This is a genomic window from Streptomyces sp. NPDC060366 (genome assembly GCF_042725135.1).
In the GTDB taxonomy this organism is placed as follows: Bacteria; Actinomycetota; Actinomycetes; order Streptomycetales; family Streptomycetaceae; genus Streptomyces.
Window position 1 is genome coordinate 342,389 of the sequence record NZ_JBHXDC010000002.1, and the last position, 23,058, is coordinate 365,446.

Genomic DNA, 23,058 nt, shown 5'->3' on the forward strand with positions numbered 1-23,058 from the left:
TCCGGGCGCGGCGTCCGTATTTCGGGGTGGGCCGGGCCGTGAGAAGAGCCTCGGCCCGTATGAACGGGCCGAGGAGGGCCGGGTGACGACCTATGACGATCGAGCGAGCCTCACAGATCTGACCACCACAGCGGAGCGTGTCCGCGCATCGGTGGAGGGTGTGATCGAGGGCAAGCCTGAGGTCGTACGGCTTTCGCTGACAGTGCTGCTCGCCGAGGGACATCTGCTCATCGAGGATGTCCCCGGCGTCGGCAAGACAATGCTGGCCAAGGCGCTGGCACGTTCCATCGACTGTTCGGTCCGGCGTATCCAGTTCACGCCCGACCTGTTGCCCTCGGACATCACCGGGGTCTCCATCTACGACCAGCAGCGCCGGGACTTCGAGTTCAAGCCCGGTGCGATCTTCGCGCAGATCGTGATCGGCGACGAGATCAACCGCGCCTCGCCCAAGACGCAGTCGGCGCTGCTGGAGTCGATGGAGGAGCGCCAGGTCACCATCGACGGGCAGACGTACGAACTGCCCAGCCCCTTCATGGTGGTGGCGACGCAGAACCCGGTCGAGATGGAGGGCACCTACCCGCTGCCGGAGGCGCAGCGGGACCGTTTCATGGCCAGGGTCTCCATCGGTTATCCGAGCGCGGAGGCCGAGTTGGAGATGCTGGACGTGCACGGCGGCGTCTCACCGCTGGACGACCTCCAGCCGGTGGCCCACGCGCACGACATCGTGAAGCTGATCGACGCCGTGCGGAAGGTCCATGTGGCCGACTCCGTACGGCGGTACGCGGTGGAGCTGGTCTCGGCGACCCGTAACCACCCGGATCTCAGGCTGGGCGCCTCACCGCGCGCGACGCTGCATCTGCTGCGCGCCGCGAAGGCGTCCGCCGCGCTGAGCGGCCGGGAGTACGCGCTGCCGGACGACGTGCAGGCGCTGGCGGCCGCGGTGCTGGCGCACCGGCTGCTGCCGACCGCGCAGGCACAGCTCAACCGCCGGACCGCCGAGCAGGTGGTGCTGGAGATCCTCCAGCGCGTCCCGGTGCCGACGGCCGACGGCGGCCGGCAGGCCCCCGTGGTCGCCGCGCCGCTCTACGACCGGCAGCAGCCGGGCGTCCGGCGGCTGTGATGGAGCCCGGCGCCACCGCCTCGGACAGCGAGGGCAGAGGCGGGCTGCGGGCGGCGCTGGGCGGTCTCACCACCCGCGGCCGGTCGTTCTTCGCCGCGGGTATCGCGGCGGCGGTCTGCGCGTACGTCCTCGGCCAGGCGGATCTGCTCCGGGTGGGCATGCTCCTGGCCGTGCTGCCGCTGGTCTGTGTGGGCGTGCTGTACCGCACGCGCTACCGGGTCGCGGGCAGCAGGCGGCTCTCGCCGTCGCGGGTGCCCGCGGGGTCCGAGGCCCGTGTCCATCTGCGGATGGACAACGTGTCGCGGCTGCCCACCGGTCTGCTGATGCTCCAGGACCATGTGCCGTACGTGCTGGGCCCGCGCCCCCGGTTCGTCCTGGACCGGGTGGAGGCGGGCGGGCGCCGCGAGGTCTCCTATCGGGTGCGCTCGGACCTGCGCGGGCGCTATCCGCTCGGGCCGTTGCAGTTGCGGCTGAGCGACCCGTTCGGGATGTGCGAGCTGACGCGGTCCTTCAGCGCGCACGACACCCTGACCGTCATCCCGCGCACCGAGCCGCTGCCACCGGTCCGGCTGGCGGGCGCGACGGCGGGGTACGGGGACGGGCGGCAGCGCTCGCTTTCACTGGCCGGCGAGGACGATGTCATCCCGCGCGGCTACCGGCACGGCGACGACCTGCGCCGGGTGCACTGGCGCTCCACGGCACGTTACGGCGAGCTGATGGTGCGTCGTGAGGAGCAGCCGCAGCGGGCCAGATGCACGGTGCTTCTCGACACTCGTCGGCTCGCCTACCAGGGCGCCGGCCCCGACTCGGCCTTCGAATGGGCGGTGTCGGGCTCCGCTTCCGCGCTGGTGCACATGCTGGAACGGGGCTTCTCCGTCCGGCTGTTGACGGACACGGGGAGTTCGGTGCCCGGCCAGGGCGCCGACGGATTCGCCGGTTCGACACAGGAGTCCGCCGACGCGGCCGGACTGATGATGGACACGCTCGCCGTCGTCGACCACTCCGACGGGGCCGGGCTCTCCCGCGCGTACGACGTACTGCGCGGCGGGAGCGAGGGTCTGCTGATCGCCTTCCTCGGTGATCTCGACGAGGAGCAGACCGCAGTGGCCTGCCGTATGCGCCATCGCAGCGGCGCCGCGGTGGCATTCGTCCTGGACAGCTCCGGCTGGCTCCAGGACGAGGGCGAACCGCCCGCGCGTGTCCGGAACCGGCTGCGGCAGTTGCGCGAGTCCGGCTGGAACGCCCTCGCGGTGCCGGCCGGGGTCGCACTCCCCGACCTGTGGCAGCAGGCGGCACAACAGCGCACCGGGTCGGGTGTGACAGAAGGCTCGGCAGGCTTCTCCGGAGGATGGTCATGAGCGGTCGCGCGAGGCTGGCGCTGTGCGCGTTCGCCGCCACGATGATGGCGGCGAGCGCTCTGCTGCCGCTGGTCGATCCCGTCACCTGGTTTCTCCAGGCGGCCTTCATGGTGGCGGTCCTGGCGGGGGTGGGCGCGCTCGGCCGGCGGGTGCCACTGGCCAGAATGCTGACCGTGGCGCTCCAGGCGGTCACCGGGCTGCTGATGCTCACGGTGGTCTTCGCCTCGGAGCAGGCCCTGTTCGGTCTGCTGCCCGGCCCGGACGTCTTCCTGCGCTTCGGTGAGCTGCTGAACCAGGGCGGCGAGGAGGTCGCGCGGTACTCGGTCCCCGCACCGTCGACCAACGGCATCAGGCTGATGCTGGTCGGTGGTGTGCTGGTCATCGGTCTCGCCGTGGACGCGCTCGCAGTGACGTTCCGCAGCGCGGCGCCGGCCGGACTGCCGCTGCTCGCCCTGTACTCGGTCGCCGCCGGTCTCTCCGGTGGCGACGCCTCCTGGCTGTGGTTCCTGCTGGCGGCCTGCGGCTATCTGCTGTTGCTGCTGGCCGAGGGCCGGGACCGGCTCTCCCAGTGGGGCCGGGTCTTCGGCGGCGCTCCGCGCGCTGCGGGCCGTACGGCCGGCGGGATGGACACCGGGGGCAGCACCGCGGCTCCGATCCGTTCGGGCCACCGGATCGGTGTGATGGCGCTGGGAATCGCGCTCGTGGTGCCCGCCGCGCTGCCGTCACTGAACGGCGGACTGCTCAACGGCACGGGGGCCGGGTCGGGTTCGGGTCTGGGCGGCGGCACGATCTCCGCCGTCAACCCGCTGGTGTCGCTCCAGGACAACCTCAACCAGCCCGAGGACCGGGAGGCGTTGCGGTACCGGACGAACGCGGAGAGCACCCAGAACCTGTATCTGCGGATCATGGCGCTGGACGACTTCGACGGCACCTCTTGGCGGTTCTCCCAGCGCAGTGTCGAGGACGTGCCGAACAGGCTCCCCACTCCGCCCGGTCTGGGCGGCGACGTGAGCACCACCGAGATCAAGACCAGTATTTCCGCCGCCGGTTGGTACCGGCAGAACTATCTCCCGATGCCCTATCCGGCGTCGGAGGTGGACATCGAGGGGCGCTGGCGCTTCGAACCGAGCGGCCGGACGCTGGTCGGCGACCGCGGGGAGACGACACGAGGCGCCCAGTACCAGGTGACCAGCCTGCTGGTGGAGCCGACCCGGGAGCAGCTCGCGGCGGCTCCCAAGCCCCCGGCCTCCCTGGTGCGGGAGTACACGAAGGTGCCGGACGTCCTCCCGGAGGAGGTGGAGGCCACCGCGCGCGAGGTGACCGACGGCGCGGCGAACGATTACGAGAAGGCGGTCAGACTCCAGGACTGGTTCGCCGTGGACGGCGGCTTCACCTACGACACGCAGGTCGCCTCCGGCACGGGTGTCTCGGCCATCAGCCGCTTCCTCAGGGAGAAGGAGGGCTTCTGCGTCCACTTCTCCTTCTCGATGGCGGCGATGGCCCGCACGCTGGGCATCCCCGCGCGGGTGGCGGTGGGCTTCACTCCCGGCACACCGCAGTCGGACGGCACGATGTCCGTCGGGCTCCGTGACGCGCACGCCTGGCCCGAGCTGTACTTCGAAGGTGTCGGCTGGACCCGCTTCGAGCCGACGCCGAGCCGGGGCAGCGCTCCGGACTACACGATCCCCGAGGCTCCCTCGGGCGATGCGAGCGACCCGGCCGCGCCCGAGGCCAGCGAGACGTCCGCGCCGGCCTCCCGGCCGTCCACCTCGGACAGCTGCCCGCCCCAGGCCGCCAGGATCGGCGACTGCGGCACGACCGCGCCGGCCGGGGCGCTGCCCCCGACCGACTCGGGGACATCGGCGGGGACGGTGGCCGCCATCACGCTGGGCGTTCTCGCCGTCCTGCTGCTGCCACTGCTGCCACTGCTGTGGCGGGCCCGGATCCGGGCCCGGCGTCTCGGTTCCGGGGGCCGTACGCCCGCCGATGCCACGGCCCGCGTACTGGGCGCGTGGCGGGAGATCATCGACACGGCCTGGGACCACGGCATCCGCCCCGACGAATCGCGGACACCACGCAAGACGGCGGCCCGGATCGTGTCGCTGGGGCGGCTGGAGGGTGAGGCGGCCGACGCCGTGCACCGAGTTGCGCGTGCGGTGGAGCAGGTGCTGTACGCGCCGGAGCCACGGCCCGTCACCGGTCTCGCCGACGACGCCGAGCGGGTCCGGGCGGGCCTGGGTGTGGCGGCGGGCCGCTGGACCAGACAGCGGGCGCTTTTCCTGCCGCGCTCGTCCGTTCGGGTGATGTGGGGGCTTTCCGAGCGCTGGGTGGCCGTCACCGATCGCTGGGGAGTGCGCCGCACGGAGCTGGGCCGCCGCTGGGCGGCGCTGTTCCGCAGGCCGTCCCGGCAGCGGGGCTGAGCCGGGCGGGGCGGGGAACCGGGCCGGGAACGGTCGGGGCGGGGGTACGGGGGCGGCTTTCTAGCCCCGTACCCCCGCCCCTGTCGTACGTCCGGGCGCCGCGTCGTACGCCCGGATTCCGGGCCGGTACCGGACGCGGATACGGGTGAGGGGCGAACGCATTTCGCGTTCGCCCCTCACCCGTATCCGCCGTGTCTCACGGCCGTCGCACCACTACTGCAAGCTTGGGAACCTCGGAGTCGTTACTACTGACCCTGCTCGTCACGGCGACGCTGCCACCGCTGCTCGATCCGGTTCATGAACGAACGGCGCTGTCGAGGCTGCTGCCGACGGTCGGCCGTGGCCTCACCGGATGCCTGTTGCTCACCCGGTTTCGGGGCCTTGCGCCAGCCGGTGACCGCGAGAACCGCGCAGCCCAGCATGACGAGGAAACCCACCACGCCGATCCAGATCTGCTTGGCGACCATACCGGTCATGAGGAGCGCGATACCCACGAGAAAGCCAGCGATCGCCTGGTAGACCCGTCGCCGGGTGTACGTACGCAGCCCGCTTCCCTCAAGCGCTGTCGCGAACTTGGGATCTTCGGCGTACAGCGCTCGCTCCATTTGCTCGAGCATTCGCTGCTCGTGCTCCGAGAGCGGCACGGAGTCCTCCTAGTCGTCGGTCGCGGGGGGCGACCGGTATGCGGCCCCTTCAGGATAGGCAGGGAATCGCCCCCGTGAAACCCGCCCTCTACGCCATTTCGCCAATCCGGGCCGCCATGCCGACTCGGCCGCTGAGGCGTTGATTCCCCAACCGTCGACCCGTCATGCCGGAAGGCGTACCCCGATCATACGGCGCCGAACGCTTTGCCGGGGGGCCTGTGGCGCACTCCATGCGCAGCTGCGTCGCTGATCAGCCCCGCGATCAGTGCTCGCGGGCGTTCTCTGTCAGGCTCGCTTCTCGCCCAGGACGTGCAGCTGGCTCGCCACGGAGTGGAACGAGGGCTGTTCCGCGGCAGCCGCCTCCAGCTTCAGAAGGGCCTCCAGAGCGCCCGGCTGAGTGTCCACCAGAACGCCCGGGACCAGGTCGGAGAAGACCCGGACACCGTGCACGGCGCCCACGTCGGCACCGGCCTTCTCGACCAGCTCGGTGAGCAGCTCGACGGTGAAGCGCCGGGGCACCGGGTCGCCCTCGCCCCAGCGGCCGGCGGGGTCCGTGAGTGCCTGCCGGGCCTCGGTGAAGTGCCCGGCGAGCGCCCTGGCGAGGACGGCCCCGCCGAGGCCCGCGGCGAGCAGGCTCAGCGCACCGGCGGGACGCAGCGCCTCGACCGCGTTCCGCAGGCCCTCGGCCGGGTCGTCGACGTACTCCAGGACGCCGTGGCAGAGCACGGCGTCGTATCCGCCACGCTCCGCCACGTCGAACAGGCCGAGGATGTCGCCCTGGACGCCGTTGACGCGGTCGGCGACACCCGCCTCGGCGGCCCGGCGCTCCAGCGCGAACAGCGCGTTGGGGCTCGGGTCGACGACGGTCACCCGGTGCCCGAGGCGGGCGACGGGCACGGCGAAGTTGCCCGTGCCGCCTCCGGTGTCCAGGACGTCCAGGACCGCCGCTTCACCCACCGCGGCGGCGCGGGCGCGGAGGGCACGCTCAAGCACCTCCCACACCACGGCGGTACGCAGGGAGCTACGCGGGCGCGACGGCGTCTCTCCACCGAAGGCAGGGGAAGGGTCCGACACGGCAGTTGACTCCTCGGCGCGGTGCCGCCCCAGGTCGCGGGGCGTGAAAGGTGCAGGCTCCGCACAGCCTATTGCCTCGGTCGGCCGTCCCCGTCACCCAGCGGCGCCGCCCTTCTCCGGCGGTTCGGGCCGGGGCTGGGGCAGTACTGGTTCGAGCACGAGGAGCCGCTCCACGAGGCGCAGGAACATGGCCACGTCGCGCAGCAGATCGTCGGCGTCGCGGCTGCTCGCCGCGCCCTGTATGCCGGCCTCGGCCCGCGCCCTGCGGGTGGCTCCGGAGGCGAACAGGGCGCTCCATTCGGTCAGCTCGGGCACGATCTCGGGCAGCACTTCCCAGGCGCTCCTTATGCGCCTGCGGCGCGGGCCCGTCGTGGGCTCGGGCCGGCCACGGGCGGCGAGGACCGCCGCCGCGGTACGCAGGGCGGCCAGATGGGCCGTGGCATACCGCTCGTTGGGGGCTTCGAGGGTGGCGGCCTCGTCCAGCCCCGTACGGGCCTGGGCGAGCAGGTCGAGGGCGGCGGGCGGCGCGGTCGCGCGCCTCAGGACGGGGTGGACGTCGGTCGCGGGGCCGGTCAGTGAGGGTGCAGGGCCGCCTGTGCTTCGCCGGCGTGCGGCTGCGGCGTAGGAACTGGCCATGACGAACCTCCTGGTCGTCTCTGTGACGGCTCTGTGGCCGTATGTGTCCATCGTGGGGCACGCCACTGACAATCCGCCCTGACCTGCACTTTTGCCTCACTCGCACGTTCGGAGTAGTTTTTGCACTGACTGGTCAGTACAAGAACATGCGAGCTCTGGGGAGGGCGTATGGGAGCCGGGCCGATCGATGAGACGGTCGCCGAGGCCGATGTCGGGGCCGACGCGGAAGCGTTGGCGGTGGCGTTGGCGGTGGCGGAACCGCGCGGCGCGGCCGTCGTGGCCGAGGGGCTCGGGCTGAAGGGACCGCGCGGCTGGGTCTTCCGTGACGTCGCCGTCGACGTACGCCCCGGCGGGGTCCTCGCGATCGAGGGGCCCTCCGGCTCGGGCCGCACCTGTCTCCTCCTGGCGCTCACCGGACGGATGCGCCCCACCGCCGGATCCGCGGAGATCGGCGGCCGGCGGGTGCCGCGCGCGATGGCCGCCGTGCGCCGTATCAGCGCGCTGGGCCCCGTCACCGGTGTCAGCGAACTCGACCCGGCCCTGACCGTCGCCGAACACCTCGGTGAACGCGTCCTGTTGCGGCGCCGCTACGACACCTCCTTGGGAGGCTCGCTCCGCGCCCTGCTGCGGCCCCGCGCCGAACGAGCCGCGGAGAAGCGGCGCCGTACGGACGACGCGCTGGCGGCGGCGGGCCTCGACCTCACGGGCCTGCCCAAGGGCGGCCGTACCTCCGTACGCGATCTGGAACGGCTGGAGGCGCTGCGCCTCTCCGTGACCCTGGCACTCGTCGGCCGGCCGCGCCTGCTCGCCGTGGACGACCTCGACCTCAAGCTCTCCGACGCGGAACGGACCGCGGCCTGGGACCTGTTGAGGTCCGTCGCCGCCGGCGGCACGACCGTCGTCGCGGTCTGCGGCCAGGCACCCGCCGACACCGACACCGTCCGGCCGGCCGACGCGCCCCGCCGGACCGAGCGGACCGAGCGGACCGAGCGGATCGAAGCCACGGCGACGGACTCGGCCAAGGGCACGACCGACGACACGACCGAGGAGGGGACGGCCGATGCGCTCGCCGAGACTGGCCGCGCTTGAGCTCAAGCGGTTCGGCAGGGGGCGGCTGCCGCGCGCCGCGCTCGTCGCGATCACGCTCCTGCCCCTGCTGTACGGCGCGCTCTACCTGTGGTCCTTCTGGGACCCGTACGGACGGCTCGACCGGATACCCGTCGCGCTGGTCAACGACGACAGGGGCGCGACCGCGTCCGGCGAGAAGATCACCGCCGGCGACGACATCACCCGCGGGCTGCGCGAGAGCGAGGTCTTCGACTGGCACGAGGTGAGCGACGCCGAGGCCCGCGCGGGCGTGGCCGACGGCTCGTACTACCTGTCCCTCACCATGCCCGCCGACTTCAGCCGGCGGATCGCGTCCGGTTCGGGCGACGCGCCCGAGACGTCCGCGCTCCAGGTCCGTACGAACGACGCCAACAACTACATAGTCGGCCAGATCTCCCGGACCGTCTTCGCCGAGGTGAGGACGGCGGCGTCGACCAAGGCCTCGCGTTCCTTCCTGGACCGGATCTTCATCTCCTTCTCCGACATCCACGACGCCACGCAGAAGGCCGCCAAGGGCGCCGAGAAGCTCAAGGGCGGTGTCAGTACGGCCAAGAAGGGCTCCGAGGACCTCGCCGACGGCCTCAAGGACGCCAAGGCGGGCAGCGGCGAACTGGCGGGCGGCGTCAAGAAGCTCGACAAAGGCGCGGGAGAGCTGGAGAAGGGCTCCCGGAAGGTCTCCGCCGGCACACAGTCGCTCGCCGACAAGGTCAACGGGGCGGCCGGGGCACTCGGTCCGTATCTGAAGGACAACGGCGGCACGATCGCCGACACCGCCCGTCTGGTCGCCGACTCCTCCGGGGCGATGCGCAACAACCTCGACGCCCTGGTCAAGGGCGCGCCCCTCGCCGCGACCGCCGCCCACCAGGCGTCCGCCGACCTGGCCGAGATCCACCGGACGCGCTGCGAGGAGAGCGACGAGCCCGATCCCACCGCCTGTCCGCCGCTGGAGCGCGCCAGGACGGCGGCCGCGGACGCGGCCCGGGTCGCCGACGACGTCAACACCCTCGTCGAGGACAACAGCGACGATCTGACGAAGCTCGACGGGCGGCTCGCGAAGCTCCAGAAGCAGGCGAAGGCCCTCGCCGAGCGGGCACCTCATCTGGACGACGACCTCAAGACGGCCGTCGGCAAGATCAACCAGCTCAACTCCGGTGCCAAGAAGGTCGCCAAGGGCGCCGACGAACTGCACACCGGGCTCACCACCGCCAAGAAGGGCTCCACCGACCTGGACACCGGCGTCGGGAGGCTCAGAACGGGGGCGTCCGATCTGGACGGTGGCCTCTTCAAGCTCGCCGACGGCTCCTCCGACCTCGCCGTCGGACTGGGCGACGGCGTGGAGAAGATCCCCGACTACGACAAGAACGAGCGCGACCTCCGTACGGAGGTGATGGCCGACCCCGTCCAGCTCGCCTCCCGGTCCACACACGAGGCGCCCAACTACGGCACCGGTTTCGCCCCTTACTTCATCCCGCTCTCCCTCTGGGTCGGCGCGATGGTGGCGTACATGCTGATCCAGCCGCTCAACCGGCGTGCCCTCGCGGCCGGTGCCGCCGCCTGGCGGATCGCCGTCGCGGGCTGGCTGCCGGTGGTGGGCATCGGCCTGCTCCAGGTGGGCGCGCTGATGTCCGTACTGCACTGGGGACTTGGCCTCCAGATGACGCGCGCGGCCGGTACGGTCGGCTTCCTGGCGCTGGTCACCTGCTGCTTCGCCGCGATCACGCAGTGGCTGAACGCCCGCTTCGGGGCGGCGGGCCGGATCCTCGTCCTGGCCGTGCTGATGCTCCAGCTGACGTCGGCCGGCGGCACCTACCCCGTACAGACGAGTCCCGGTTTCTTCAACGCCATCCATCCCTTCCTGCCGATGAGTTATGTGGTGGAGTCGCTGCGCGTCCTCATCACCGGCGGCGGGCTCGGACCGGTCTGGCAGGGCTGCGCCGTACTCGCGGCGTTCACGGCGGGCGCGCTCGCGCTGACCACCGTCGCCGCGCGCCGCAGACAGGTGTGGACCCTGGACCGGCTCCATCCCGAATTGCGCCTGTGAGTCGGAAGACCGCGTCGGCACCTGTGAGAATCGGGCGCATGGACAGCAGCAGCACCCGCCGGCGGGCCACCCGACAGAAGCTCTACGAGGCCGCGGTGACGCTCATCGCCGAACAGGGCTTCTCGGCGACGACCGTCGACGAGATCGCCGAGCGCGCGGGAGTCGCCAAGGGCACGGTCTACTACAACTTCAAGAGCAAGACCGAGCTGTTCGAGGAGCTTCTGCGGCACGGCGTCGGCCTGCTCACCGAGTCGCTGCGGACCGCGGCCGAGGAGACGGCTGAGCGCGACGGGACCAGCGTGGAGGCGCTCGACGCCATGATCCGGGCGGGTCTCGCCTTCATCGACCGCTATCCGGCGTTCACACAGCTGTACGTGGCCGAGCTCTGGCGCACCAACCGCGCCTGGCAGTCCACGCTGCTGGTGGTGCGTCAGCAGGCCGTCTCCGTCGTGGAGAAGGTGCTTCAGGAGGGGATCGACGGCGGTGAACTGAGCCGTGAGATCGATGTCCCGCTGACGGCCGCCGCGCTGGTGGGAATGGTGCTGGTGGCGGCCCTGGACTGGCAGGCGTTCCAGCCCGAGCGGTCGATCGACGACGTGCACTCGGCGCTCTCGTTACTTCTGCACGGGCGGGTCGGCGGAAGCGGACCCGTTCCTCACTGAGAGCACGGCCGGGGGCGGACGCGGAAATACGCCGCTCCGATCGGGTCCTCACTCCCGACCGGAGCGGCGCATTGCCTCACCCCGTAGCGGTCGGGGTGCCACACCGCTCCGCCGCCCCGTGCCGGCGGTTTCGGCGTCGCGCCCCTCCCGTGCCCCCTACTCTTCCGTCTTCGCAGGTGGGGGCCTATCCGCGTCTCTACTCATCTCATGTACTAGGTACGGATACTCACCACCCCGTTCGAATCCTCACCCGTCCGGCCCACACGCTGGCTACGATTTCGTCCGTGTCCGTACTTCCCCTTGTCTTCACCAGCGGCTGGGCCAGCGGTATCAACGCGTATGCGGTGGTTCTGCTGCTCGGGATCTTCGGCGCGACCGGGCTGACCGACGAGGTCCCCGAGTCGCTCCAGCGCACCGACGTGCTGGCCGTCGTGGGCGTGCTCTTCGTCTGCGAGGCGGTGGCGGACAAGATCCCGTACGTCGACTCGATCTGGGACTCCGTGCACACGGTGATCAGGCCGTTGTCGGGCGCGGTGGTCGCGGCGCTGCTCGCCGGGCAGAGCGGTTCGCTCCCGGAGATCACGGCGGGCGCGGTCGGCGGATCGACCGCCCTGGTGAGTCATCTGGTGAAGGCCGGCACGAGGATGGCGGTCAACACCTCCCCGGAGCCCTTCAGCAACATCGCCGTGAGCACCGTGGAGGACCTCGGCGTCGCCGGGATCATCACGTTCGCGATCTTCCACCCGCTCGCCGCGGCGATCGTCGCGGGCGGCCTTCTGCTGCTCGGCATCGTGATCATCGTCTTCCTGGCGTCGAAGATCCGCCGGTTCCGGCAGCGCAGGGCGCAGAGACGCGAGGAACGGCGCCTCGCCACGTCGTGGCCGCCCTGACGACCCGGCACTTCCCGATCCCACGCCCGCCCGGTATCCCGGCCGCGGCGCCGGGCAAACAGGCCGCTAAGGTCCACTTCCATGGCACGGATTGCGGTGATCGGCGCCGGGATGGGCGCGATGGCGGCGGCTGCCCGGCTCGCAGTGGCTGGGCACCGGGTGACGGTGTACGAGCGTTCGGCGACGTACGGCGGCGCCCTCGGCCGGTTCGAGCGCGACGGGTTCGCGTACGACACGGGACCCACGCTGCTGCATCTGCCCGCCGTCTACCGGGATCTGTTCCTCAAGACCGGCAAGAAGCCGCTCGAAGAGTGCGTACGGATGGCCCAGGTCGACCCGGCGAGCAGGCATCTCTTCCCCGACGGCACCGATGTGTCGCTGCCGAACGCGTCGCGCGCCGGTGTCGTCGCGGCCCTGGACGCCGCGCTCGGCGCGGGAGCGGGGACACGGTGGGGAGACTTCCTCGGCCGGGCGCGGGACGCCTGGGACCGTTCGCGGCGCCCTCTGTTGGAGGAGCCGTTGCGGGCCGACTGGCAGGTGCTGGGGCGCGATCCGTATCCGGCCGTCCCGCAGCGCAGGCTGCTGCGCGCGCCCCGGACGGCGGGCACGGTCGCCGAGGTGGGGACGGGGGAGCTGGCCGATCGCCGGCTCGCCGCGCTGTTCGAGGGGTACGTCCTGTCGTACGGACTCGATCCGCGGCACACCCCCGCGAGCGCCGCTCTGCTGCCGTACATGGAGCAGACATTCGGCACCTGGTACGTACAGGGCGGGATGCGGGCGCTGGCGCACGCGGTGTACGAGCGGTGCCTGGAGCGCAGGGTGGAGTTCGTCTTCCGCGCCGATGTGACCCGGATCGTCGAGAAGGACGGCCGCGCGGCCGGTGTCGAGCTGGCACCGAGGCCGGCCGCGTCCGCCCCCACGGTCGTGGAGGCTGACCATGTGGTGGCGGGCACGGCCCCGGCGGCTCTCGTGGACCGGGAGTTGTGGCAGGACGACGACGTACGGCCCCGTGGCGGCGACGCGGGCGGGAGCGGGGCGCCGTCGGTCCCCGGCAGGTTCACCGTGCTGCTGGCCCTGCGTGGCGGCAGGCCGGACGGCACGGCGCACCGGACGCTGATCCACTCCCCCGACGGCGGCGACGAGGCGGGCGCGGTGTTCTCCGGCCGGACGGCGGAGCGGCCCACGGTCACGGTGCTGCGGCCCGACGACCCGACCACGCGTCCCGACGACGACCACGAGGCGCTCACCCTCACGGCGACCGTCGCACCGCACGGCGCGGTGGACTGGGCCGACGCCGAACTGCGCGAGCGGTACGCCAACGTGCTGATGGACGCGGCCGGTACTGCCGTGCCCGAGCTGCGGGAGCGGCTGTGCTGGCGGGAGATCCGTACGCCGTCCGACACGGCGGCCGCGACCGGGGCACGGGGCGGTTCGGTGCCCGCGCCCTCACTGGCGGGTGCGGAGGGCCGGCTGCTGCGTCCGGCGAACAGCACGCGGCTGCCCGGTCTGTATCTCGTGGGCGGCGAGGCGCACCCGGGTGGCGGGCTGGCACACGCGGGCATGTCCGGGACGCTGGTCGCCGGGCTGATCGTCGAGGGCGCGGACTTCCGCGGGTCGCGCTGAACCCCCGCGCGGGCCGTGCGAAGACGCCCGAGGCCGTCTGAACTCGCGGGGACGTGGCGGGAGTTGAGCGCCCGTCAGTAGCGGTAGCGCTGCTCGTCGTAGTTGGGGTCGTAGCCGTACTGCTCGGGCGCCTGTTGCGGCATCGGGGGGACGTTCTCGCCCTCGCGCTGCTGCGGGACCCAGACTCCGCCGGGCGGCGTCTCCGCGCCGTACTCGGGAGAACCGGCCTGGCCGCCCTGCCCGTTCTGGTCGCCGTAGGGGGCCGCGTACTGCTGCTGGCCGCCGTAACTGTCGTACGCGCCGTAGGATTCGCCGCCGCTGTTCGCGCCGCCGTACGGGTCGTCGTAGGCGGCGTACTGCTGCTGGCCGCCGTAACTGTCGTACTGACCGCTCTGGCCGTTCTGGGCCGCGTACGGGTCCTGCTGACCGCCGTACACGTCCTGGCCCTGGCTCGCGTAGGAGTCCGCGGCACCGTAGGTGTCCGTCGCGCCGTACGCGTCCTGGGCCTGACCGGAGTAGGCGTCCTGGCCCGCGTAGGTGTCCTGGCCGGCGTAGGTGTCCTGGCCCGTGGGCGCGTCGTAGCCGCTGTACGGGTCGTAGTTGCCGTACTGGGTCGCCTGGTAGGCGGCGTCGCTGTACACGCCGTACTGCCCGGTCTCGTCGGGCATCGGCTCCGGCTCGTAGACGGACGCGATGTGCGGGGGCTCGCCGGGGACGGGGCCGGGTCCCATGGGGTCGGCGGCGACGGGCTGGTACTCCAAGTCCGAGACTTCCAAGCTCGGTTCGCGTGTCTCGGCCTCACCGCCGCCGGCCCTCCTGCGGCGGCTCGCGCCGGGACTGCCGCCGATCGCCCAGCCGGTGGAGAAGCCACGGCGGAACGACAGGGTCACATAGGTCTGGCCGATCGCGAACGCGATCGCGCCGACGGCGATGACCGGGACGGACGCGACCAGGACGCCCAGCACCACGCCGACGAAACCCGTGAAGGCGAGAAGTCGCCAACGGAGCCGCGCCTTGTACTGGAGCAGTACTTCGCCCAGCAGCCACAGCGCGACGATGCCGAACGCGATGTAGAGGACCGTCCAGCCCATGCCCGCCCCTCTCCTGCGGTCACCGCCCCTGGTCGGGGCGGGTGCGACCGGTCACGACTGCTCGTGCAGTCCGAGATTCTCGTAAATTTCGAGCGTCGCCGTGGAGTTGTTGAGTGTAATGAAGTGGAGTCCGGGGACACCCTCCGCGCGCAGCGTCGCGCAGAACTCAGTCGCGTACTCGATACCGATGGAGCGTACAGCGGCGGGATCCTCAGCGGCGGAGAGGATCCGCTCTTTCAGTGCCGGGGGCAGCGAGGCGTTGCTGAGCTGCGAGAAGCGCTCGATCTGCCGGACGTTGGTGACCGGCATGATCTCCGGAATGATCGGGGTGTCGCAGCCGGCCGCCGACACCTTGTCCCTCAGCCGCAGGTAGTCCTCGGGGTCGAAGAACATCTGGGTGATCGCGTAGTCGGCCCCCGCGCGGCACTTGGCCACGAAATGCCGGACGTCGCTCTCCCAGTCGGACGAGCGCGGATGCATCTCGGGGAAGGCGGCGACACCCACGCAGAAGTCGCCGGACTCCTTGATCAGGCGGACCAGGTCGGCCGCGTACGTCACGCCCTCGGGGTGCTTGACCCACTCGCCCATCGGGTCGCCGGGCGGGTCTCCGCGCACGGCGAGGATGTTCCTGATGCCGGCGTCCGCGTACTGCCCGATCATGTTCCGCAGCTCGGCCACCGAGTGGTTCACGGCGGTGAGGTGGGCGACCGGGGTGAGTGTGGTGTCGGAGGCGATGCGCTGGGTCGCCTTGACCGTGCCCGCGCGGGTCGAGCCGCCGGCGCCGTAGGTCACCGAGACGAAGTTCGGCGCGACAGCCTCGATCCGGCGCAGCGCGTTCCAGAGATTCCGCTCGCCCTTCTCGGTCTTGGGCGCCCAGAATTCGAACGAGTACGACAATTTGCCGGTCGCAAGTAGGTCACGCACCGTACGAGCGTGATCCGTCCTGGTCGAAGCTGTACCAAGGGCCATACGGGAAGGTTATCGAGGGCGCGGCGATCACCCAACCAGAGCAGGCCCTTTTGTCCATTTCACACCAAGCCTGTCCACCCCTCGGACAGTGCGCCTGCACCGGAAGCCGAGCGTCCGGGGCTCCGGGGTGGGGGCCGGGGGTCCGGCGGACCGTGTCAGGCGACCCTGTCCCGTACGCGCTTGGCGATGCCGGAGGCCGCCATGGCCGGGTCGTCCGCCTCCGTGAGGGCCCGTACGACCACGACCCGGCGGGCCCCGGCGTCCAGGACCTCTTCGAGGTTGCCCGTGTCGATCCCGCCGATCGCGAACCACGGGCGCCGGGTGGCCAGCGCCGCCGCGTACCGCACGAGGTCGAGTCCGGGGGCGGGCCGGCCGGGCTTGGTGGGGGTGGGCCAGCAGGGTCCCGCGCAGAAGTAGTCCACGCCGGGCTCGCCGGCCGCCGCCATCACCTCGGCCTCGGAGTGTGTGGAGCGGCCGATCAGCAGCTCCGTACCGAGGATGGCGCGGGCGGCGGAGACGGGCAGGTCGCCCTGGCCCAGGTGCAGCACGTCGGAACCGATGGCGTGCGCCACGTCCGCCCGGTCGTTCACGGCCAGGAGCTTGCCGTGGCGCCGGCAGGCGTCGGCGAAGACCTGGAGGTGGTCCAGCTCCTCGGCCGCCTCCATGCCCTTGTCACGCAGCTGCACGATGTCCACACCGGAGGTGAGGACGGCGTCCAGGAACTCGGGGAGGTCCCCCTGCCGCTTCCGTGCGTCCGTGCAGAGATAGAGCCGGGCGTCGGACAGCAGATCGAGTGCGCTGGGCGCACCGGGCGCTGCGGGCATGCGGGTCTCCCCCGTCGGATCGTTGTCATGACGGCTGTGCGCGGGCCGGGGGCCGCCCGGCCCGCGCACGGCCGGTGGTGGTGCCGTCAGACGGCGAGCGCCTGCGCGCGGCGCTTCACCTCCGTACCGCGATTCTCGCTGAGGGCCTGCGCGGGCGTGCCCGGCAGGGACGGGTCGGGAGTGAAGAGCCACTCGAGCATCTCTTCGTCGGTGAAGCTGTCGTCCCTGAGGAGCGTCAAGGTCCCCGCGAGGCCCTTGACGACCTTCTTGCCGTCGATGAAGGCGGCCGGCACCTGGAGCGCCCGATTCTCACCGCGGCGCACGGCGATCAGCTGGCCTTCCTTCACCAGCTGGCGCACGCGCGTCACCTCGATATCGAGCATTTCGGCGATATCGGGCAGGTGAAGCCAGGCAGGGACGAGAGCATCGATCTTTGCGTCAATCTCAGTCACAGGACAAGCCTGCCATCCCGGACTGACAGTCGGAAGCCGAGCCGGGCACGGACTGGGCCGTCGAGCGGTACGTCCGGCCCGGGGAGAGCGGGCGGGGCACCTCAGAGAGCCGTCAGTTTGAGCGGTACGGCGGGGTCGGCGGCCCGCCGCGTGTCGATCCGCGCACCCGCCGCGACGAGCTTGCGGCCCTGCGCCAGGTCACGCGGTCTGCCGACGGCGAGCAGCGCCACCAGCGCCCCGTCCCGCAGCCAGAGGACCGACCAGGCGGCGCTCGCCGGGTCGCCCCGCCACAGGAGGGTGTCGGCCCGGGCGTGGTGGCCCGCGTACTGCACGAAACGGCCGAACTGTTCGGACCAGAAGTACGGCACGGGGTCGTACGGCTCGTGGGACTCCCCCACGATGTCGGCGGCGACCGTACGCGGGCCCTGGAGCGCGTTGTCCCAGTGGTGCACCATCAGCCGCTCGCCGTACCGGGCCGAGGGGAACGAGGCGCAGTCCCCGACCGCGTACACACCGGGCACCGAGGCGCGCAGCCGGTCGTCGGCGGTGACGGCCCCCTCGGCGCCGGTCGCGATGCCGGAGCCCGCCAGCAAGGCCGTCGCGGGTCTGGCGCCGATGCCCACGACCACCGCGTCCGCGGCGTGCTCGCGGCCGTCGGAGAGGACCACCCGGCCGGGCTCGACGGTCGCCACGCGCGCGTGGGTGAAGAGTTCGGCGCCGCTCTCGGCGTACCAGTCCTCCATCGGAGTGGCGACCTCGGCGGGCAGGGCGCCGGCGAGCGGATGGGCCGCGGCCTCGACGACGGTCACCTCGCAGCCGGCCTCCCTGGCCGCGGTGGTGAACTCGGCGCCGATCCAGCCCGCTCCCACCACGACGACGTGTCGCTTGCGCTCCAGGACGGGGCGCAGCCGCGCGGCGTCGTCCAGGGTGCGCAGCAGATGCACGCCGGGGACCCCGTCCGCGCCGGGCAGTGTGATCGGTTCGGCGCCGGTGGCGACGACCAGCGCGTCGTACGGAACCGGCCCCGCCTCCGTGTCCACCTCGTGGTCCGCCGGGCGCACACCGGTCACTTCCAGGCCCAGCCGCAACTCCACGCGGAGCGCTTCGAAGTCCACGTCGAAGGCCGAACTCTCCGCCGCGCCGAGGAGGACGGCCTTCGAGAGTGGGGGCCGGTCGTAGGGCTGGTGCCGCTCGGCGCCGATGAGGGTGACGGGGCCTTCGTGCCCCAGTTCGCGCAGTGCCACGGCGGTCTGCACACCCGCCATTCCCGCGCCGACGACGACGGTGCGCCGCTCGTCCGTCTGCTTCCGCTGCTCGCTCACCCGATCACCTTATGGAACCGGACGGGGCCACGACTCCCTTACAGGGGGCGGGGACAGGGGGTTACCCTGACCCGTGAAGCGCTTATCGGCAGTGACGAACACAAGACTTCACACCTCGCGGGAGCCCGTACGCACCGGGCTGAGAGGGAGGCTGACGCGGCCTCCGACCGTACGAACCTGATCCGGGTCATGCCGGCGAAGGGAGGAGCTGGACACCCATGCGGTCATCTCACGTTCAGTACCGGGAATCCGGGCGGACCGATGTCGTGGTCGTCGGGGGCGGGATCATCGGTCTCGTCACCGCCTGGCGCGCGGCGCAACGCGGGCTCGGCGTCACCGTCGTCGATCCGGAGCCGGGCGGCGGCGCCGCCCGGGTCGCCGCCGGGATGCTCGCCGCCGTCAGCGAACTCGACCACGGTGAACAGACCTTGCTGGCGCTGAACATCGCCTCCGCGCGGCTGTATCCCGACTTCGTCGCCGAACTGGAGTCGGTCACCGGCCAGGACACCGGCTACCGCGCCTGCGGCACGCTCGCCGTCGCTCTCGACACCGACGACCGGGCGCAGCTGCGTGAACTCCACGCCCTCCAGAGGAGGTCGGGTCTGGAGTCGGAATGGCTCACCGGCCGCGAGTGCCGACGGCTGGAGCCGATGCTCGCTCCCGGCGTACGCGGCGGGCTGCGGGTCGACGGGGACCACCAGATCGACCCGCGCAGGCTCGCGGCCGCCCTCGTGACGGCCTGCGAGCGGGCGGGGGTGGTCTTCCACCGGGCGTGGGCCGAACGCCTGCGGGTGGTCCGGGACCGGGCCGCCGGAGTCACGGTGGCCGGCGGCGCCGAACTCGGCGCCGACCAGGTCGTCGTCGCCGGTGGCAGTCTCAGTGGGCGGCTCGCGGGCGTGCCGGACGACGTCCTGCCCCCGGTACGCCCCGTCAAGGGCCAGGTCCTGCGGCTGACGGTGCCGCGCCCGTACGCCCCGTTCCTGTCCCGGACGCTGCGGGCCGAGGTCCGCGGCAGCCACATCTACCTCGTGCCGCGCGAGAGCGGCGAGCTGGTCGTCGGGGCGACGAGCGAGGAGATGGGCTGGGACACGACGGTGACGGCGGGCGGGGTGTACGAGCTGCTGCGCGACGCCCACGAACTGCTCCCCGGCATCACCGAACTGCCGCTCACCGAGACCCGCGCCGGGCTGCGGCCGACATCGCCGGACAACGCCCCGCTGCTCGGACCGACCGCCCTGCCGGGGCTGCATCTGGCCACCGGGCACCACCGCAACGGGGTGCTCCTGACGCCAGTCACGGGCCGGGTGATGGCCACCGTGCTCACGACGGGTGAACTCCCGGACGACGCGCGGCCCTTCACACCCGGACGCTTCTCGCCCGGCACCCCGCCCGGCCGCCCACCGGCCGTCTCCCCCGCCGTCTCCGCAGGTCAGGAGCAGCACGCATGACCGACACCGTGAATTCGCACTCGTCCGACGCCGCGCCCGGATCCGTGACCGTCTCGGTGAACGGAGCGGCCCGCGTCCTCGCCGGCCCCGTCACTCTCGACGTCCTCGTCGCGACCCTCACCGCCGCCCCTTCGGGCGTCGCCGCCGCGCTCAACGAGACCGTCGTCCCGCGCGGGCGCTGGTCCGACACCACTCTGTCCGACGGAGACCGTGTCGAAGTACTCACCGCGGTCCAAGGAGGCTGATCCCGATGTCCGACGACCGGCTCACCATCGGCGAGACCGTCCTCAACTCCCGGCTCATCATGGGGACGGGCGGTGCGCCCAGTCTCGACGTGCTGGAACGGTCCCTGACCGCGTCCGGCACCGAACTCACCACCGTCGCGATGCGCAGGCTGGACCCGAACGTGCGGGGCTCCGTCCTGTCCGTCCTCGACCGGCTGGGCATCCGGGTCCTGCCCAACACGGCGGGCTGCTTCACCGCGGGCGAGGCCGTCCTCACCGCGCGGCTCGCCCGCGAGGCGCTGGGCACCGACTGGATCAAGCTGGAGGTGGTGGCCGACGAACGGACGCTGCTGCCCGATCCGATCGAACTGCTGGACGCCGCCGAGACGTTGGTCGACGACGGCTTCACGGTCCTGCCGTACACGAACGACGATCCCGTGCTCGCCAGAAAGCTGGAGGACGTGGGGTGCGCGGCGATCATGCCGCTCGGCTCCCCGATCGGATCGGGTCTGGGCATCCGCAACCCGCACAACTTCCAACTGATCACCGATCGCGCGCGCGTGCCGGTGATCCTGGACGCGGGGGCGGGTACGGCCTCGGACGCCGCCCTCGCCATGGAGCTGGGCTGCGCGGCCGTCATGCTGGCTTCGGCGGTCACGCGCGCCCAGGAGCCCGTCCTGATGGCCGAGGCGATGCGGCACGCGGTCGAGGCGGGCCGGCTGGCGCACCGCGCGGGCCGCATTCCGCGCCGGCACTTCGCGGACGCCTCGTCTCCTACGGAGGGGCTGGCGGCGCTGGCCCCGGAGCGCCCGGCGTTCTGAGCCCCACCGCTCCACAAGCACGCTCCACCGGTGAGGGCGGCGACGGCCGATTGCCGCGATGTGGTGTGTGTGCTGTCACAAGACGGCTCCAGTGGCGCGTCGGGCCCGACCCGGGGCTGCGGGAGTGTCGGCGGCGGCTCGTAGACTCAACGGGTGGATACGACCCTTAGGGACCCTCTCGTCGGGCAGGTGCTCGACGGCCGTTACCGCGTCGACGCGCGCATCGCCGTCGGCGGCATGGCAACGGTCTACCGGGCCGTCGACACCCGGCTCGACCGGGTCCTCGCCCTGAAGGTGATGCACCCGGCGCTGGCGACCGACGCCACCTTCGTGGAGCGTTTCATCCGCGAGGCGAAGTCCGTGGCGCGGCTGGCGCATCCGAACGTCGTCGGGGTCTTCGACCAGGGCGCCGAGGGCGCGTACGTGTACCTGGCGATGGAGTACGTGGAGGGCTGCACGCTGCGCGACGTCCTGCGCGAGCGCGGCGCCCTCCAGCCGCGTGCCGCCCTGGACATCCTGGAGCCGATGCTGGCCGCGCTGGGCGCCGCCCACCGTGCCGGTTTCATCCACCGGGACATCAAGCCGGAGAACGTCCTGATAGGGGACGACGGCCGAGTGAAGGTCGCGGACTTCGGGCTCGTACGGGCCGTCGGCTCGGTCACCAACACCACCGGCACGATCCTCGGCACGGTCTCCTACCTCGCCCCGGAGCAGATCGAGTACGGCACCTCCGACACCCGCGTCGACGTGTACGCGTGCGGTGTCGTCCTGCACGAGATGCTGACCGGCGCCAAACCGCACGGCGGGGACACCCCCGCGCAGGTGCTCTACCTCCATCTGAACGAGGACGTGCCCGCGCCGTCCGCCGCGGTGCCCGGTATGGCGATCGAGCTGGACGAACTGGTCGCCGCCGCCACCGCCCGCGATCCGGAGATCCGCCCCGAGGACGCGGTGGCGATGCTCGCGCTGACCCGGCGCACGCGCGCCGCGCTCGACGACGCGCAACTGGACGCGATGCCGCCGCGGGCCACCGCGAAGACCTCTTCTGCCGCCCCCGCGAAGAAGGGCAGGGCACGGCGCGGCAGCGGCGCGGTCTCGGGCGGCGCCGCCTCGGAGCCGTCCCAGGACGGCCACGACAGCGCCACCGGCAACGGCCGCGGGCGCTCCCACGACGCCTCACTCGCCGCGCACGGCGCCTCCCACGGCCCGGCGGTCAACGGCGCCGAGGGCCGTCCCGACGACGGCTCCGACGACCGTACGAGCGTGATTCCGCGCATCGTCCGCCCGCAGCCCCCCGACGATTCCGGTACCGCCGACCTGTCGGCCGTATCCCGGGGAGACAACCAGGTCCGCCGCACCAGCCGGCTCACGATGCCGCCGCCGGGGCCCGAGGCGCCTCCGCGTCAGCCGCCCGCGCGCCGCCGGACCGGCAGGATCGCCTCCGCGCCCCGCGGGAGTGTCCTGGCGATCGTGGTCGCCGCACTGCTGGTGCTCGGCCTGGGCATCGGTGTCTGGTACATCAACTCGGGGCAGTTCACCCGTGTCCCCTCGCTCCTCGGGCAGAGCGAGCAGACGGCGAAGAAGCGCCTCGGTGACGCCGGGCTCGACGCGAGCGTGGAGAAGGACTTCAGCGACACGTTCGAGCGCGGCACGGTCATGCGCACCGACCCGGAGCCCCGGGCGCGGATACGGGGCAACGGATCGGTGACCCTCGTCATCTCCCGCGGCCCGGAGATCGTGCGGGTCCCGGACCTGGCCGGAAAGTCGCTGGCCGACGCCAAGGACGCGTTGAAGAAGGTCGGGCTGGCGCCCGGCGTCGTCGCCCGGTCCTTCGACGAGGAGACCGATCAGGGCGACATCATCCGCACCCAGCCGAAGGCGGGTACGGAGCTGCGGCCCGACGCGGGCGTGGCGCTTGTCGTCAGCAAGGGCAGGCCGGTCCACATGCCCGACGTGACCGGGCAGTCCGAGGAGGAGGCGACCGCCTCGCTCGAGGACGCGGGACTCGACGTGAAGGTCGCGGCCGAGCGCGTCAACTCCCCCGAGGAATCGGGAGCGGTGGCCAAGCAGTCCGCCAAGGAAGGCAGCAAACTCGCCCGCGGTGACACCGTCACGCTGACCATCTCCAAGGGCCCGCGGATGCTCGCCGTCCCGGACGTCACGGGGAAGTCGATAGACGCGGCCACGGGCGAACTGAACGACGCGGGCTTCGAGGTGGAGGTCGACCGGAGCTTCCCGTTCCTGGACGACACCGTGTCGAAGCAGTCCGTCGAGGGCGGCGAGAAGGCCGCCGAGGGCAGCACCATCACCATCACGACCAAGGGAATCTGAG

General features: G+C 72.0%; 20 protein-coding genes and 1 riboswitch. Of the genes, 12 read left to right on the forward strand and 8 right to left on the reverse strand.

All coding sequences use genetic code 11. The features are described 5' to 3' along the window. Positions 1-82: 82 nt before the first annotated feature. From ACFWHU_RS06245 to ACFWHU_RS06255, 3 genes are read left to right on the forward strand one after another with little or no spacing between them, the layout of a single operon-like run. The gene (locus tag ACFWHU_RS06245) at positions 83-1,120 is read left to right on the forward strand and encodes an AAA family ATPase (RefSeq protein WP_385804565.1); all 1,038 of its coding nucleotides are present in this window, start codon (positions 83-85) and stop codon (positions 1,118-1,120) included. Continuing rightward, positions 1,120-2,478: a DUF58 domain-containing protein gene (locus ACFWHU_RS06250; protein WP_387224136.1), complete on the forward strand. Its 1,359-nt coding sequence runs from the start codon at positions 1,120-1,122 to the stop codon at positions 2,476-2,478. The genes ACFWHU_RS06245 and ACFWHU_RS06250 overlap by 1 nt, the downstream gene beginning before the upstream one ends. Continuing rightward, on the forward strand, positions 2,475-4,898 hold the full coding sequence (locus ACFWHU_RS06255) for a transglutaminaseTgpA domain-containing protein (protein ID WP_385804561.1): 2,424 nt from the start codon (positions 2,475-2,477) through the stop codon (positions 4,896-4,898). Before ACFWHU_RS06250 ends, ACFWHU_RS06255 begins: the two co-directional genes overlap by 4 nt. A gap of 245 nt (positions 4,899-5,143) precedes the next feature. Here the strand turns inward: ACFWHU_RS06255 and ACFWHU_RS06260 are convergent, their stop codons facing one another. The 3 genes from ACFWHU_RS06260 to ACFWHU_RS06270 form a co-directional block, all read right to left on the reverse strand. Next, positions 5,144-5,542 (reverse strand): DUF3040 domain-containing protein, encoded by a 399-nt coding sequence (locus ACFWHU_RS06260; protein WP_147872475.1) that lies wholly within the window; start codon positions 5,540-5,542, stop codon positions 5,144-5,146. Between the two features lie 285 nt (positions 5,543-5,827). After that, positions 5,828-6,616: a methyltransferase gene (locus ACFWHU_RS06265; RefSeq protein WP_387224137.1), complete on the reverse strand. Its 789-nt coding sequence runs from the start codon at positions 6,614-6,616 to the stop codon at positions 5,828-5,830. 93 nt (positions 6,617-6,709) lie between these two features. Continuing rightward, positions 6,710-7,252 (reverse strand): SAV_6107 family HEPN domain-containing protein, encoded by a 543-nt coding sequence (locus tag ACFWHU_RS06270; protein WP_385803396.1) that lies wholly within the window; start codon positions 7,250-7,252, stop codon positions 6,710-6,712. Positions 7,253-7,501: 249 nt separating this feature from the next. On the opposite strand from ACFWHU_RS06270, the gene ACFWHU_RS06275 reads away from it, so the two are divergent. The 5 genes from ACFWHU_RS06275 (at position 7,502) to ACFWHU_RS06295 (ending at position 13,575) form a co-directional block, all read left to right on the forward strand. Continuing rightward, positions 7,502-8,341, forward strand: coding sequence for an ATP-binding cassette domain-containing protein (locus ACFWHU_RS06275; protein WP_387224459.1), 840 nt, complete (start codon positions 7,502-7,504; stop codon positions 8,339-8,341). After that, entirely contained in the window at positions 8,313-10,400 is a 2,088-nt protein-coding gene (locus ACFWHU_RS06280; protein WP_387224138.1) for a YhgE/Pip family protein, read from the forward strand. Before ACFWHU_RS06275 ends, ACFWHU_RS06280 begins: the two co-directional genes overlap by 29 nt. 38 nt (positions 10,401-10,438) lie before the next feature. Beyond that, entirely contained in the window at positions 10,439-11,062 is a 624-nt protein-coding gene (locus ACFWHU_RS06285) for a TetR/AcrR family transcriptional regulator (protein ID WP_385803400.1), read from the forward strand. 284 nt (positions 11,063-11,346) lie between these two features. After that, complete coding sequence (locus ACFWHU_RS06290) at positions 11,347-11,952, forward strand: DUF4126 domain-containing protein (protein WP_387224139.1); 606 nt, start codon at positions 11,347-11,349, stop codon at positions 11,950-11,952. A gap of 81 nt (positions 11,953-12,033) precedes the next feature. Further along, positions 12,034-13,575, forward strand: a complete 1,542-nt coding sequence (locus ACFWHU_RS06295; protein WP_387224140.1) for a phytoene desaturase family protein — start codon at positions 12,034-12,036, stop codon at positions 13,573-13,575. Positions 13,576-13,649: 74 nt separating this feature from the next. On the opposite strand, the gene ACFWHU_RS06300 is transcribed toward ACFWHU_RS06295, so the two are convergent. From ACFWHU_RS06300 to ACFWHU_RS06320, 5 genes are all read right to left on the reverse strand, one after another. Further along, on the reverse strand, positions 13,650-14,666 hold the full coding sequence (locus ACFWHU_RS06300; RefSeq protein ID WP_387224141.1) for a hypothetical protein: 1,017 nt from the start codon (positions 14,664-14,666) through the stop codon (positions 13,650-13,652). Positions 14,667-14,717: 51 nt separating this feature from the next. Further along, complete coding sequence (metF, locus tag ACFWHU_RS06305) at positions 14,718-15,635, reverse strand: methylenetetrahydrofolate reductase [NAD(P)H] (protein WP_385803409.1); 918 nt, start codon at positions 15,633-15,635, stop codon at positions 14,718-14,720. A gap of 155 nt (positions 15,636-15,790) precedes the next feature. Next, positions 15,791-16,459: a thiamine phosphate synthase gene (thiE, locus tag ACFWHU_RS06310; RefSeq protein WP_385803411.1), complete on the reverse strand. Its 669-nt coding sequence runs from the start codon at positions 16,457-16,459 to the stop codon at positions 15,791-15,793. Positions 16,460-16,545: 86 nt separating this feature from the next. Further along, positions 16,546-16,911: an Rv2175c family DNA-binding protein gene (locus ACFWHU_RS06315; protein ID WP_147872496.1), complete on the reverse strand. Its 366-nt coding sequence runs from the start codon at positions 16,909-16,911 to the stop codon at positions 16,546-16,548. Positions 16,912-17,012: 101 nt separating this feature from the next. Beyond that, complete coding sequence (locus ACFWHU_RS06320) at positions 17,013-18,233, reverse strand: NAD(P)/FAD-dependent oxidoreductase (protein WP_385803414.1); 1,221 nt, start codon at positions 18,231-18,233, stop codon at positions 17,013-17,015. A gap of 107 nt (positions 18,234-18,340) precedes the next feature. Further along, positions 18,341-18,455, forward strand: a riboswitch (TPP riboswitch). On the opposite strand from ACFWHU_RS06320, the gene thiO reads away from it, so the two are divergent. The 4 genes from thiO (at position 18,452) to ACFWHU_RS06340 (ending at position 23,057) form a co-directional block, all read left to right on the forward strand. Continuing rightward, positions 18,452-19,681: a glycine oxidase ThiO gene (gene thiO, locus ACFWHU_RS06325; RefSeq protein WP_387224142.1), complete on the forward strand. Its 1,230-nt coding sequence runs from the start codon at positions 18,452-18,454 to the stop codon at positions 19,679-19,681. Its footprint overlaps the riboswitch before it by 4 nt. Continuing rightward, positions 19,678-19,926, forward strand: coding sequence for a sulfur carrier protein ThiS (thiS, locus tag ACFWHU_RS06330; RefSeq protein WP_385803418.1), 249 nt, complete (start codon positions 19,678-19,680; stop codon positions 19,924-19,926). The genes thiO and thiS overlap by 4 nt, the downstream gene beginning before the upstream one ends. 5 nt (positions 19,927-19,931) lie before the next feature. Further along, positions 19,932-20,726: a thiazole synthase gene (locus ACFWHU_RS06335; RefSeq protein WP_387224143.1), complete on the forward strand. Its 795-nt coding sequence runs from the start codon at positions 19,932-19,934 to the stop codon at positions 20,724-20,726. 153 nt (positions 20,727-20,879) lie between these two features. Then, positions 20,880-23,057, forward strand: coding sequence for a PASTA domain-containing protein (locus ACFWHU_RS06340; RefSeq protein WP_387224144.1), 2,178 nt, complete (start codon positions 20,880-20,882; stop codon positions 23,055-23,057). Position 23,058: the final 1 nt, after the last annotated feature.

What these genes read in the sequence shown, in the direction of transcription:
- ACFWHU_RS06250 (WP_387224136.1), top strand. Translation starts at nt 1,120, where the DNA reads ATGGAGCCCGGCGCCACCGCCTCGGACAGCGAGGGCAGAGGCGGGCTG.
- ACFWHU_RS06255 (WP_385804561.1), top strand. Translation starts at nt 2,475, where the DNA reads ATGAGCGGTCGCGCGAGGCTGGCGCTGTGCGCGTTCGCCGCCACGATG.
- ACFWHU_RS06270 (WP_385803396.1), bottom strand. Translation starts at nt 7,252, where the DNA reads ATGGCCAGTTCCTACGCCGCAGCCGCACGCCGGCGAAGCACAGGCGGC.
- ACFWHU_RS06280 (WP_387224138.1), top strand. Translation starts at nt 8,313, where the DNA reads ATGCGCTCGCCGAGACTGGCCGCGCTTGAGCTCAAGCGGTTCGGCAGG.
- ACFWHU_RS06285 (WP_385803400.1), top strand. Translation starts at nt 10,439, where the DNA reads ATGGACAGCAGCAGCACCCGCCGGCGGGCCACCCGACAGAAGCTCTAC.
- ACFWHU_RS06295 (WP_387224140.1), top strand. Translation starts at nt 12,034, where the DNA reads ATGGCACGGATTGCGGTGATCGGCGCCGGGATGGGCGCGATGGCGGCG.
- ACFWHU_RS06300 (WP_387224141.1), bottom strand. Translation starts at nt 14,666, where the DNA reads ATGGGCTGGACGGTCCTCTACATCGCGTTCGGCATCGTCGCGCTGTGG.
- metF (WP_385803409.1), bottom strand. Translation starts at nt 15,635, where the DNA reads ATGGCCCTTGGTACAGCTTCGACCAGGACGGATCACGCTCGTACGGTG.
- thiE (WP_385803411.1), bottom strand. Translation starts at nt 16,459, where the DNA reads ATGCCCGCAGCGCCCGGTGCGCCCAGCGCACTCGATCTGCTGTCCGAC.
- thiO (WP_387224142.1), top strand. Translation starts at nt 18,452, where the DNA reads ATGCGGTCATCTCACGTTCAGTACCGGGAATCCGGGCGGACCGATGTC.
- thiS (WP_385803418.1), top strand. Translation starts at nt 19,678, where the DNA reads ATGACCGACACCGTGAATTCGCACTCGTCCGACGCCGCGCCCGGATCC.
- ACFWHU_RS06335 (WP_387224143.1), top strand. Translation starts at nt 19,932, where the DNA reads ATGTCCGACGACCGGCTCACCATCGGCGAGACCGTCCTCAACTCCCGG.